Origin of the sequence: Streptomyces tailanensis (assembly GCF_008386495.1) — a bacterium.
GTDB classification, from domain to species: Bacteria; Actinomycetota; Actinomycetes; order Streptomycetales; family Streptomycetaceae; genus Streptomyces; species Streptomyces tailanensis.
Window position 1 is genome coordinate 165,478 of the sequence record NZ_VTHJ01000008.1, and the last position, 12,021, is coordinate 177,498.

Annotated in this window: 13 protein-coding genes; 10 read left to right on the forward strand and 3 right to left on the reverse strand. The window is 70.1% G+C overall.

The window, feature by feature from the left end; genetic code table 11:
• The first annotated feature begins 48 nt into the window (after nt 1-48).
• Together F3T56_RS09335 and F3T56_RS09340 are read left to right on the forward strand one after the other, a co-directional pair.
• Nucleotides 49-2,322 carry an AAA family ATPase gene (locus F3T56_RS09335; protein WP_149824246.1) on the forward strand — a complete coding sequence of 758 codons (2,274 nt, stop codon included), beginning with the start codon at nt 49-51 and terminating at the stop codon, nt 2,320-2,322.
• Nucleotides 2,319-3,596 carry an McrC family protein gene (locus tag F3T56_RS09340; RefSeq protein ID WP_149824247.1) on the forward strand — a complete coding sequence of 426 codons (1,278 nt, stop codon included), beginning with the start codon at nt 2,319-2,321 and terminating at the stop codon, nt 3,594-3,596. Before F3T56_RS09335 ends, F3T56_RS09340 begins: the two co-directional genes overlap by 4 nt.
• On the opposite strand, the gene F3T56_RS49655 is transcribed toward F3T56_RS09340, so the two are convergent.
• A complete protein-coding gene (locus F3T56_RS49655) occupies nt 3,587-3,757 on the reverse strand; it encodes a DUF397 domain-containing protein (RefSeq protein WP_342786905.1) in 171 nt (56 codons plus the stop codon). The two genes, F3T56_RS09340 and F3T56_RS49655, sit on opposite strands and share 10 nt — an antisense overlap.
• Nucleotides 3,758-3,821: 64 nt before the next feature.
• Here F3T56_RS49655 and F3T56_RS09350 point away from each other — a divergent pair, with 64 nt between their 5' ends.
• The 4 genes from F3T56_RS09350 to F3T56_RS09365 all read left to right on the forward strand — a co-directional run bounded on the left by F3T56_RS09350 (nt 3,822) and on the right by F3T56_RS09365 (nt 7,217).
• Complete coding sequence (locus tag F3T56_RS09350) at nt 3,822-5,003, forward strand: SEC-C domain-containing protein (RefSeq protein ID WP_149824249.1); 1,182 nt, start codon at nt 3,822-3,824, stop codon at nt 5,001-5,003.
• A 187-nt stretch (nt 5,004-5,190) separates the two neighbouring features.
• Nucleotides 5,191-5,910, forward strand: a complete 720-nt coding sequence (fabG, locus tag F3T56_RS09355) for a 3-oxoacyl-[acyl-carrier-protein] reductase (RefSeq protein ID WP_149824251.1) — start codon at nt 5,191-5,193, stop codon at nt 5,908-5,910.
• 5 nt (nt 5,911-5,915) lie between these two features.
• Complete coding sequence (gene fabI / locus F3T56_RS09360; protein ID WP_149824253.1) at nt 5,916-6,683, forward strand: enoyl-ACP reductase FabI; 768 nt, start codon at nt 5,916-5,918, stop codon at nt 6,681-6,683.
• Nucleotides 6,684-6,845: 162 nt separating this feature from the next.
• A complete protein-coding gene (locus tag F3T56_RS09365; protein ID WP_149824255.1) occupies nt 6,846-7,217 on the forward strand; it encodes a hypothetical protein in 372 nt (123 codons plus the stop codon).
• Here F3T56_RS09365 and F3T56_RS09370 read toward each other — a convergent pair.
• Entirely contained in the window at nt 7,192-7,887 is a 696-nt protein-coding gene (locus F3T56_RS09370) for a FadR/GntR family transcriptional regulator (protein WP_149824256.1), read from the reverse strand. The genes F3T56_RS09365 and F3T56_RS09370 overlap by 26 nt on opposite strands.
• Before the next feature lie 22 nt (nt 7,888-7,909).
• On the opposite strand from F3T56_RS09370, the gene F3T56_RS09375 reads away from it, so the two are divergent.
• The 4 genes from F3T56_RS09375 to F3T56_RS09390 all read left to right on the forward strand — a co-directional run bounded on the left by F3T56_RS09375 (nt 7,910) and on the right by F3T56_RS09390 (nt 10,647).
• Nucleotides 7,910-9,205: a CynX/NimT family MFS transporter gene (locus tag F3T56_RS09375; RefSeq protein WP_149824258.1), complete on the forward strand. Its 1,296-nt coding sequence runs from the start codon at nt 7,910-7,912 to the stop codon at nt 9,203-9,205.
• 48 nt (nt 9,206-9,253) lie between these two features.
• Entirely contained in the window at nt 9,254-9,370 is a 117-nt protein-coding gene (locus F3T56_RS49250; protein WP_149824260.1) for an SGM_5486 family transporter-associated protein, read from the forward strand.
• A 385-nt stretch (nt 9,371-9,755) separates the two neighbouring features.
• Nucleotides 9,756-9,995 (forward strand): hypothetical protein, encoded by a 240-nt coding sequence (locus tag F3T56_RS09385; RefSeq protein ID WP_149824262.1) that lies wholly within the window; start codon nt 9,756-9,758, stop codon nt 9,993-9,995.
• Between the two features lie 133 nt (nt 9,996-10,128).
• Nucleotides 10,129-10,647 carry a SixA phosphatase family protein gene (locus F3T56_RS09390; RefSeq protein ID WP_149824263.1) on the forward strand — a complete coding sequence of 173 codons (519 nt, stop codon included), beginning with the start codon at nt 10,129-10,131 and terminating at the stop codon, nt 10,645-10,647.
• A 136-nt stretch (nt 10,648-10,783) separates the two neighbouring features.
• On the opposite strand, the gene serB is transcribed toward F3T56_RS09390, so the two are convergent.
• Complete coding sequence (serB, locus tag F3T56_RS09395) at nt 10,784-11,995, reverse strand: phosphoserine phosphatase SerB (protein WP_149824265.1); 1,212 nt, start codon at nt 11,993-11,995, stop codon at nt 10,784-10,786.
• Between the last annotated feature and the right edge of the window lie 26 nt (nt 11,996-12,021).

A 12,021-nucleotide genomic window follows, 5' to 3' on the forward strand; every position in this document is an offset into this window, starting at 1 on the left:
TGGAAGCTGATCCCCACGGGTCGGTGCGAGGGCGACGAGGGGGAGTCCATGACCACCGCATTTGAGCTGACCGCACGCGTGGTGCAGGTGGCCGCGAGGATTCTGGCGCGGCAGCCGGAGGGGCACGGCCTCGCGTTCCGGCGGGTCTGGGAGCTTGTCCAGGCGGAGGACCCGGAGCTGGAGGCCGACTGGCACGCTGCCTTTCCCGAGGTGGAGACCGCCGTCGAGAAGCGCCTCCGGTACGAGAGCATCAATCTCGGCAAGGCCGGCTGGCTGCGCAAGACGGGACGACAGTGGCGGCTCACAGGTCCAGGCCGTAAGGCGCTCGATGAGCTCAACGCTATGGATTTCCTAGCGCACGCCCGGAACTCCTACGGGTACTGGGACAGTGAGCGCGCGACCTTCGAAGCCGTCACCGAGACACTCGCGGCGCTTCCCGACACCGGCAAATGGATTCGGGTCGCCGATCTGGCGGAACACCACGGGGCCGACGAGCATTTCCTGCTCCCCTGGCTGCAAGGGCCCCGTCCCGAGGGCTGGCACCTCGCCCTCGGGACGGACGGGGAGGTCCCCGAGGAGCTGGGGCTCTCGTCCGTGGAACTCGACGAGTGGCGCAACCTGCTCGTCCGCGACGGTGTGTACGACGAACCCGCCTCCAGCGCGAGCGCAGTGCGTGCACTGCTCGACCGGGTCCTCGAACCTTCGGAGCTCAAGGACCTGGTTCCCCTGCGGGGCGATGCCGCCGTCGAGGCGGAGCCACCGCGCCGTGCCTGGCTGGTCCGCGGCGACGACAAGCGGGGCCACAGTCTGATCAACGGGCTCTGGCGGGAGAAGGGCATCTGCTCCGTGCCCGCCGACCGGCTGCCGACTCTCGACGGGGCCGCCACACCCGAGCAGGTACGGGAAGTCGTCGAGGAGGCGTACTCAAGTCTGGGCCAGAGCCTGCGCGCACAGACCGCCGCGGAGTTCCACACCTTCCTGTCCCGCATGCGGGAGGGCGACATCGTGGTCACCACCGACGGCACCGACACCTACCTCGGCACGGTCACCGGACCCGCCCGACAGGTCTCCGGAGGCGGCGGCGCCACCCTCCAGCGCCCGGTGAGCTGGAGCAACCTGGACGCCCCCTTCGACCTGTACCGGCATCTGCCGAGGGAGATGGAGGGCCCGCTCGGCAACCCCGACCTGCGATTGGTCGAACTGACCGAGTTCACGGGGGACTTGGAGGTCCTGCTCGACGAGGAACCGGACCAGGCGCCCACGGAGGGCTCGGAGGCGGCGGTGCTGCCCGACGCGCCCCAGTCCCTCGCCGACGAGCTGACCATGGAGGACCCGTCCTGGCTCCAGGAGTGCGTGGAACTGCTCCGGGACCGGCCCCAGCTGATCTTCCACGGACCGCCCGGCACCGGAAAGACCTACACGGCTCTCGCTCTGGCCCGCCATCTCACCGGAGGGCGCGAGGCCAACTTCCGCCTGGTCCAGTTCCACCCGGCCTACTCCTACGAAGACTTCTTCGAGGGCTTCAGGCCGAGGGCCGTCCGCGCCGCGCCCGCCGACGGCAAGGGCGCCCATGATGGCCGAGGACAGACCGACACAGGCTCCGGTATCGCCTTCGACCTTGTCGAAGGTCCCCTGAAGCGGCTGGCGAACGCCGCCCGCCGACGCCCCGCCGAGGTCTTCGTCCTGGTCATCGACGAGATCAACCGCGGCAATCTCGCGAAGGTCTTCGGCGAGCTCTACTTCCTCCTCGAATACCGCAAGGAGTTCGTCCACCTCCTCTACGGCTCCGACGAGGGGCGTCGCTTCAGGCTCCCGCCCAACCTGGTGATTCTCGGCACCATGAACACCTCCGATCGCTCCATCGCCCTGATGGACGCGGCCATGCGACGCCGCTTCTCCTTCATGGAACTCCACCCGGGCACCGACCCGACCGCCTCCATGCTGTCCCGCTGGCTGGAGAAGAAGGACCTGTCCCAGGAGACCGCGCTGCTGCTCGACGCCCTGAACGAACGCATCGGCGAAACCCACTCCGCCGACCGGGACTTCCGCATCGGCCCCTCGTACTTCATGCGGCCCGCCGTGCACACCGGCCCGGCCGCGCTCGAACGGCTCTGGCGGACCCAGATCCTGCCCCTGCTCACCGACTATCACTGGGGCGACGACATCGACATCAACGCCCAGTACGGCCTGGCCTCGCTGCGCGAAGAGCTTCCCCCGATCCCGGAACGAGAACCGGCCCGGATCCCGCGCCCGGCACCGGCCGACGCCGCGACAGCCTCCCCGGCCGCGGGCAATGACGAACCGACCGCGGCCGACGCATGACCACCCCACCCACTCTCGCCCGAATCGACCTTGACGAGGGTGCGGGCTGGAGCACCTGGACACTCACCCCAGGGCAGGCGCACGTCCTGACGGGCGAGCGCGCCTCGAAACTCGTCGACATCAAACCCGCAGGACGTCAGAAGAACGGCACCAGGGACCGCTACGAACTGCGCGCCAAAGCCATGGTCGGGGGAGTCAGGCTCGGCGGGGACGACTCCGCCGTGCAGTTGCGCATCGCCCCCAAGATTCCCGTGGACCGGCTCCTCTACCTCCTGGCCTACGCCTCGGGACACGCCAAATGGTCGGACGAGCCCGTGGAAGCCGGGGCCCGCCACGAGTTGCTGCCCGCCGTCGGCTATGCCTTCACGGAGGCTGCCGACCGCGCGCTCCGACCCGGCGTGCTCCTCGGTTACCGCGAGGTCGAAGATACTCTCCCGATGCTACGCGGCCGACTGCGCGCCCCGGCCCAGCTGCGGCGCCGCCCCGGCCTCGCCCTGCCCCTGGAAGTCACCTACGACAACCACACACCTGACATCAACGAGAACCGGATTCTGCTCGGCGCCGCGCGCCGTCTGATCAGACTCCCCGGCCTCGACCCCACCCTCAGGGCCAGGCTGCGCAGAATCGTTGCCCAGCTGGACGGAGTCACCGCACCACGGCCAGGAGCGTCGTTGCCCGTATGGGCGGCGACCCGGCTCAACACCCGTTACCAACCGGCCCTCGGCCTCGCCGAGCTGATCCTGCGCGGCGCGTCGTACGAACTCGACGACGGTCGCCGTGTCCTGGTCGACGGCCTGCTGCTGGAGATGTGGCGGGTTTTCGAGACCTTCCTCGCCACCGCGCTGGGCGAGGAACTCCAGCGCCGTGCAAGAGGTCGTGCCGAGCCCCGGGACCGGGACCACCACCTCGACCTGGGCAAGAAGGAGCTGCTGAAGCCCGACCTGATCCACTATCTGCCACCCGCTGGCGGGGGCCGCCGACTCGTCCCGGCGATCATCGTCGACGCCAAGTACAAGGACGGCACGAAGCGGCCCGACCTGTACCAGATGTTCGCCTACTGCGTGCGCCTCGGGATCACCGAAGGACACCTCGTGTCCGCCGCCGGGAGCGAGAGCCTTATGGAGGTACCCGTGGCCGGCAATGCGATCCGGCTCTACCGCCACGTGGTCGACCTCTCTCTGCCGTACCAGGAGTTGCACGCCCGAATAGGGGAGCTGGCCGACGCACTGCTTCGCATCCGGGCGGAGTCGGTGACTCCGCACCATCACTCCTGACCCACTCCCAAGTATGTGATGAGCTTGTCCTTGGAGTCGCGCATGTGGATCGCTTCGGGGCGCACGGCGACCTCGACGCAGTTGTCGTTCGACGGACGGACAGGGGCCCGGCAAGACCGTATGGGCGGAGTGCGCGCTGCCGGGAGGCGAGTGACCGCCACCCGCGCCAGTGATCTCGTCCGGCTTTCCGGGCGCTGCGGACTTCACCCGCCCTACCGTGGATTCATGGCCAGCAAGCGCCGTACCGGCGGCAAGAACAACAAGCACAGCAAGAACAAGAGGACGCGGGGCGGCGGGCGTGCACCCGTCCAGAGGGTGATCGAGCCGCTCCCCTCTCCCGCCGACCACGCCAATGCCGCGCAGAAGTGCGAGGAACTGGCGGAGCGGCACCCCGAGGAGCGTGAGGAGCTGCTCCTGGAGGCCGCCGACGCGTGGAGCGACGCGGGCGAGTACGACCGGGCTGTCGCTGTGTACGAACGGATGCTGGACGCGGACACAGCGGGGAGCTGCTCGGAACCGGACCTCGTGGACGCCTACCGCATCGGCGTGCTGTGGGACGCCGGACGGCACGAGGACGCCGGCGCGGCCGCCGCCGCGTTCCGCAGGCGGCATCCCCGGCACGCCGGTGCCTGGAACTTCGTCGCGGAGACGTTCGAGGCGGGGGACGAGACGAGCACTGCGGCCGAGTGGTTCACGGCGGGCATCACCCACGCCCTCGGCGCGAGTGCGGCGGTGACCGTGGAGACGGTGGAGGCCGACCCGCACCACTACGACGTCGAGATGCTGGTCATCGGCCGCCACCGGGTGCGGCGGCTGCTCGGCGAGCCGCACGACGACTGGGACGACGTGGCCGACGTGCTGCACGAGCATCGTGCCGCGCCCTTCTTCGGCCGCGTGACGCCGCTCGACGAGATGCATGATCCGCTCCGGCTCATGCAGATGGTGAACGGCGTTCCCGAGGCGCTGGAGACCGCGATCGAGGCGCTGCCGGACGAACTCGGGGACGGGAGCCGGCCCCCACGTACGGCGACCTTGAGGAGTACATGTGTCCTGTACTGGCCGCCGGAGGAGTTCACCGAGCTCCTGGCACGCTGGCCGAAAGCGGCGGACTCCTACGGCACCGATCACGCCGGCCACCGGCGGCAGGTCGAACGCACGCTGAGGGAGCTGTCCGAGGAGGGCGCCACGCGCCTCGCCGTCGGCCGTGCGACGGTGAGCGGCCTGGAGTCTCATGCGGCGGCGGAGGGCGGCGGATCCCCCGACGCCCCGGACACCCGGTCCGCTTACGCCGCCGAGCTCGCCCGCAGGGGGCTGGTGACCGACTGGCCGCCGCCCCGGAACGGCCCCTGCTGGTGCGGCTCCGAGCGCAAGTACAAGAAGTGCTGCGGAAACCCCGCGACCGCATGAGCGCTGATGAGAACTGTAGGGATCCGACAGAGGGCAGCGCGAGCCACTGTCACTGCCCGAATGCCCACACGACGGACCTGACCGATAGGTTTTCGAGGGAAGCCGCCTGCCGTCCAGGCATCAGGGCACATCAGGGCAGGTATGCAGACCGCTTCAGACCGCTGACCGCTAAGGAAAGGGTGATCCGTTGAGCCGCTCGGTTCTCGTCACCGGAGGCAACCGGGGCATCGGCCTCGCCATCGCCCGCGCGTTCGCCGACAACGGCGACAAGGTCGCGTACACGTACCGCTCGGGTGAGCCGCCGGCCGCCCTCCAGGAGCTGGGCTGCCTCGCGGTCAGGTGCGACATCACCGATCCCGAGCAGGTGGAGCAGGCCTACAAGGAGATCGAGGCCGAGCACGGCCCGGTCGAGATCCTGATCGCCAACGCCGGCGTCACCAAGGACCAGCTCCTGATGCGCATGACCGAGGAGGACTTCACGTCCGTCCTCGACACCAACCTCACGGGCACCTTCCGGGTCGTGAAGCGCGCCAACCGCGGCATGCTGCGCGCCAGGAAGGGACGCGTGGTCCTGATCTCGTCGGTCGTCGGGCTGTACGGCGGCCCGGGCCAGGCCAACTACGCCGCCTCCAAGGCGGGCCTCGTCGGCTTCGCCCGCTCCCTCGCCCGCGAGCTGGGCTCCCGCAACATCACCTTCAACGTCGTCGCCCCCGGCTTCGTCGACACCGACATGACCAAGGTGCTCACCGACGAGCAGCGCGAGGGCATCGTCAAGCAGGTGCCGCTCGGTCGGTACGCGCAACCCGAGGAGATCGCCGCGACGGTGCGGTTCCTCGCCTCGGACGACGCCTCGTACATCACTGGAGCCGTCATCCCCGTAGACGGCGGACTGGGAATGGGTCACTGATCACCATGAGCGGAATCCTCGACGGCAAGCGCGTCCTGATCACCGGTGTGCTGATGGAGTCCTCCATCGCCTTCCACACCGCCAAGCTGGCCCAGGAGCAGGGCGCCGAGATCATCCTGACCGCGTTCCCGCGGCCCACGCTGACCGAGCGCATCGCCAAGAAGCTCCCCAAGCCGACCAAGGTCATCGAGCTCGACGTCACCAACGACGAGCACCTGGGCCGTCTGGCCGACATCGTCGGTGAGGAGCTCGGCGGCCTCGACGGTGTCGTCCACTCCATCGGCTTCGCCCCGCAGGACGCCCTCGGCGGCAACTTCCTCAACACGCCGTTCGAGTCCGTCGCCACCGCCATGCACGTCTCGGCGTACTCCCTGAAGTCGCTGACCATGGCCTGCCTGCCGCTGATGCAGAACGGCGGCTCGGTCGTCGGCCTCACCTTCGACGCGCAGTACGCGTGGCCGCAGTACGACTGGATGGGCCCGGCCAAGGCCGCCCTGGAGGCCACCAGCCGCTACATGGCCCGTGACCTGGGCAAGCAGAACATCCGCTGCAACCTCGTCTCCGCCGGCCCCCTCGCCTCCATGGCCGCCAAGTCCATCCCGGGCTTCAGCGACCTGGCCGCCGTGTGGGACACCCGCTCCCCGCTGGAGTGGGACCTCAAGGACCCCGAGCCGGCCGGCCGCGGTGTCGTCGCGCTGCTCAGCGACTGGTTCCCGAAGACCACCGGCGAGATCATCCACGTCGACGGCGGGCTGCACGCGATCGGCGCGTGAGCGCTGCCACTTAGGCCCGTTGGGGGCGCGCACCCGAGAGGGATGCGCGCCCCCAACTGCCGTTGCTGTCACTCGTTCGGCTCATACGACGGGCCGCCCGGGCCGGGTGCCGCGCACGCTGGACGTACACCGCCCAGCCGCTCGGCCGAGGAGGTCTCCCTTGTGCGCCTGTCCCGCAGCTTGGCACCAGTGGTCGTGGCCCTGGCTCTCGTACTGTCCCTTCCGTCTCAGGCGATACCGCACGCACGCGTGGAGACAGGAAAAGGCCACGCACGCGTGAAGGCCGACCGGCCGGATCCCTTCGGGGCGTCCTGCCGCAGCAGGGTCCTCGGCTCTCAGGTGGTCGGATACTGCTTCAACCCCTACGCGGACCCCGACCACGTACGCCTGCACATCGAGTGCGAGCGGTGGTGGGACATCGACAGCGACGGCGCCCCGGTCGCGACGGGACCCGCGCAGACGGTACGGCTGACCGGGCGCTGCTGGAAGGAAGTCCGCTCGGTGTGGTTCAGCCACCAGAAGGCGGCGGACTGACCCGTTCCGGGTGGCAGTGGAATGGATACTCGGCCGCCTCCGCCGCGGCGGTCTCCGCGTCTCCCGCGCGGATCGCGTCCACGAGCCGGGCATGGTCCACGTACGTCTCCGGGGTCAGCTCATCGCCGACGTCGCCGCGCAGCCAGTCCCGCATCACCTCGCCGAGGTCCGCGTAGACGGCCGTCACGACGTCGTTGTGGGACGCGGCCACCACTGCCATGTGGAAGGTCGCGTCGGCGGCCACGAAGTCCTCCGTGTCACCCGACGCCCACGCCTCCTCACGTCGTACGAGAAGCGCGTTCAGCTGCTTCAGGTCCTTCTCGGTGCGCCGCCGGGCGGCCAGCTTGGCGGCGCTGGACTCCAGGGCGGAGCGCAGCTCGGCGATGTGGTTCGGGTCGGCGTCCGCGAAGCGGCGCTGCATCACACCCGCCAGCTCGCTCGTCGCGACGACATACGTGCCGGAGCCCTGGCGGATGTCCAGCAGGCCGTTGTGCGCCAGCGCGCGGACGGCCTCGCGGACCGTGTTCCGGGCGACGCCCAGCTGCTCGACCAGCTCGGGCTCGGTCGGGATGCGGGAGCCGACCGGCCACTCGCCCGAGGTGATCTGGTTCCGCAGCGCGGCGATGACCTGCTCGGACAGCGCCGATCGACGGGGATGGCTCAGAGGCATGACGTAATCATCCCATGATTCTATGATGGGCGTCATGGTGAGCGAGAAGACCCGCCCGACGACGTCCCCGTCCATGAGCACCTCGGAGGTGGGCCGACCCAAAGCAGGGTCCACGCGCGCGTGGGCGCCGCGATGGACGACGCGGCTGGTGATCGTGGGCATCGTCCTGACGGCCCTCAACCTCCGCCCGGCCATCACCAGCCTCGGATCCCTCCTCGAAGAGGTGCGCGTCGGGCTCGGCATGAGCGGCAGCGTCGCCGGACTTCTCACTTCCGTGCCGCCGCTCTGCTTCGCCGTCTTCGGTGTCATGGCGCCCCGGCTGGCCCGGCGCTTCGGCGCGGCCGCCGTGGTCTGCGCCGGCATGGCCGCGATCGCACTCGGCCTGCTGATCCGCCCGTACGCCGGAGGCACGGCGGGCTTCCTGGCCGTGAGCGCCCTCGCCCTGATGGGCATCGCCGTCAGCAACGTCCTGATGCCGGTCATCGTCAAGCGCTGGTTCCCCGACCGGGTGGGCTCCATGACGGGCCTGTATTCCATGGCCCTCGCCCTCGGCACCTCGTCCGCGGCCGCCGTCACGGTGCCCATGACCGAGGCCCTGGGCGGGAGTTGGCAGACCGGCCTCGCGGTGTGGTCGGCGCTCGCGGCGGCGGCCGTGATGCCGTGGCTTCCGTTCGTACGGGACCGGGGGGCGAGCCCCGCAGCACAGGCGCCCGCGCGGGAGGAGGGTTCCGGGCCGCGTATCACCCGGAGCCGTACGGCCTGGGCGCTCGCCGTGTTTTTCGGGCTCCAGGCGACCGCCGCGTACATCACGATGGGGTGGATGCCGCAAATCTTCCGGGACGCCGGGGTACCCGCGGGCACGGCGGGTCTGCTGCTGGCAGTCACGATGGCGGTGGGCGTGCCGCTGTACTTCCTGATCCCTCGATTCGCCACGCGCCTGCCGCACCAGGGCCCCATCGTCGTGGTCCTGGGCGTGTGCGGGCTCATCGGGTACGCGGGCTTGTACGTCGCTCCCGCGGGCGGAGCCTGGGTGTGGGCGCTGGTGCTCGGCATCGCCAACTGCGCCTTCCCGCTGGCGCTGGCCATGGTCGGCATGCGGGCAAGGACCGGCGCGGGCGTCGTCAAACTGTCCGCCTTCGCACAGAGCATCGGCTACCTGATCTCGATCCCGGGCCCGCTCCTCGTCGGCGTCCTCTACCAGCACAGCGGCGGCTGGGGCCAGCCCCTCGCCCTCATGGCCGCCCTGATGATCCCCCAGATCGCCGTGGGCATCCTGGCAGGCCGCAACCGCCTGGTGGAGGACGAGGCAGCCCACTGAGGCCCACCCCAGCGGCCCCGCCCCGGGCGAGGGTGGAAGACTGGCCCCATGCCAGTGCTAGACCCGAACCCCCAGAACGGCCAAAAGAAGATGCTCCTGGTCTTCGGCTCGTTCCTAGCCATCTTCATAGTCATCGCCATAATCGCGGCAATCGCGGCCCCGTGACGGGGCCGCGCCCCGTAAGGGGCGCGGGGAACTGCGCGAGCAACCACGAATCACCCGCACCCGCCAACAAACCGACTGGACCGAGCTCGAAGGCGTGGCGGGGTCGAAGGGGCAGCAGCCCCTGGATGGGGGTCCCCCCACTCGAGCGAAGCCGAGAGTGGGGGAGGGACGGGTAGGGGCGGCGGGGCGAAAAACCACGCACCCCAACGGGCGATGGTGGGGTTACCCGCACCATCCCCTAGGGGGCGAGTCTCAGGGGTAAGTAGGTGGATCACCGGATGGGCCGCGACGGTCGCATTCCGTAGCGTCGAAGTGTGGCCACAGGGGACCCGCGAGGGCCCACGGAGGACGCGGCCATCGACCACCCGAAGACCACGGAGGCGGCATGTCGGCCCCTACGCACACCCGACCCCACCCGGCACCCCGGGCGACCCCGGCGACCACGGGCGGCGGCGTCGACCCCCGGCTCCCCTGGTGGGCCCTCGCTCTGCCCACCCTCGCCTTCGTCACCCTCCTGCTGCTGATCCTCAACCCCGCCGACGCCCGCGCGGCGGCAAGCGCCGACCCCGCGATCACCCACGTCCTGGAGCGTATACAGCAGGCACTACCGACCCTCGCACCGTGACACGCGGCCGAGCCATGATCCGAGCCATGATCCGAGCGACACACCCAGCCCCCGCTAGCACGTGTACCGGTCTCGGGTATCCCCACTTCAACTACCTGCGCCCCATGGCCTGTTTCGTGCGAAGCTGGGACGCATGAGCGTCGCAGAACCCCGCAGGATTGTCCTCTTCCGGCATGCGAAGGCCGACTGGCCACAGGTGTCCGACCACGAGCGCCCGCTCGCCGACCGGGGCCGTATGGACGCCGCCGTCGCCGGGCGCAAGCTCGCCGACTCCGGCATCCCCTTCGACCTTGCCCTCTGCTCCACCGCCGTCAGGACCCGCGAGACCTGGAAGCTGGCCGTTCACGAGCTCGCCGAACGGCCGAAAACGGTCTACGAGGAGCGGATCTACGAGGCCGCGCCCGGCGAGCTGATCGCCCTGCTCAACGAAACCCCGGACGACGCGCAGAACGTCGTCCTGATCGGCCACAACCCCGGTGTGCAGGCCCTCGCCGACATCCTCGCCGGCCACGCCGAGGGCGACACCCGCGAGCGGATGAGCCGGCGCGACTTCCCGGCCGCCGCCTTCGCGGTGCTCTCCTTCGAGGGCTCCTGGAAGAGCCTGGAGCCGGGCGTGGGCACGCTGCTCGACTACTGGGCGCCCACGGAGTGACCCCGGCCAGGTAATCCGGGCAACCCCGGCCACGTAACCCGGCCGCTCGGCCACCTGGCCCACCGCCGCCCACGGCACGACGAAGGCCCGGCACCCACACGGTGCCGGGCCTTCACCCGTATGCGTATGCGCGCGGTCACTGCTCGTCGTGCGTGTCCGCCGCCTCCACCTCTTCCCGCGTGACCCCGAGCAGATAGAGCACGGTGTCGAGGAAGGGGAAGTTCACCGCGGTGTGCGCGGCCTCCCGGACGACGGGCTTGGCGTTGAAGGCGACGCCCAGACCGGCCCCGTTCAGCATGTCGAGGTCGTTGGCGCCGTCGCCGATCGCCACGGTCTGGGCCAGCGGCACACCCGCCTCGGCGGCGAAGCGGCGCAGCAGCCGCGCCTTGCCCGCACGATCCACGATCTCGCCGACGACCTTGCCGGTGAGCTTGCCGTCGACGATCTCCAGCGTGTTGGCCTGCGCGAAGTCCAGCCCCAGCCGCTCCTTGAGGTCGTCCGTGACCTGGGTGAAACCGCCCGAGACGACACCGACTTGGAAGCCGAGCCGCTTCAGCGTACGGATCAGCGTGCGCGCCCCCGGAGTGAGCCGCACCTCACTGCGCACCTTGTCCACCACCGAGGCGTCGAGGCCCTCCAGCAGCGCCACGCGCGCGTGCAAGGACTGCTCGAAGTCCAGTTCCCCGCGCATCGCGGCGGCCGTCACCTCGGCGACCTCCTTCTCACACCCTGCGTGCGCGGCGAAGAGCTCGATCACCTCGTCCTGGATGAGCGTCGAGTCGACGTCCATGACCACCAGCCGCTGCGCCCGCCGGTGCAGCCCGGCCGCGACCACGGCCACGTCCACGCCCAGCGCCACCGACTCGGTCACCAGCGCGGTCCGCAGCGTCTCCGGCTCCGTACCGGACACGGCGAACTCCACGGCCGTCACCGGGTACTTCGCGAGCCGGAAGATACGGTCGATGTTGCCGCCGGTCGCGGTGATCCGCGCGGCGATCCGGGCCGTGGACTCGGCGGTCAGCGGGTGGCCCAGCACGGTGACGTGCGAGCGGCCGAGGCCACGCGGCCGGTTGTCGCCCTTGCCGGAGATGATCTCCGCCTGCATCTTCATCGACTCCGCCCAGCTGTGGACGGTCGCCCGCAGGTCGCCCTCCTGCCCGGCGGGCGGCGGGGTCACGAGCGCGCACAGCACGATCCGGCCACGGGTGACGACCTGCTCGATGTCGACCACGTCGACGGAGTACGCGGCCAAGGTGTCGAACAGTCCTGCGGTGATGCCCGGCCGGTCCTTACCGAAGATCTTGACGAGGAGAGTGGGCGTGTCAGAGGAGGTCTGCGAAGCGCTCATGATGTTCCTACCGTATCCGGCGCCCC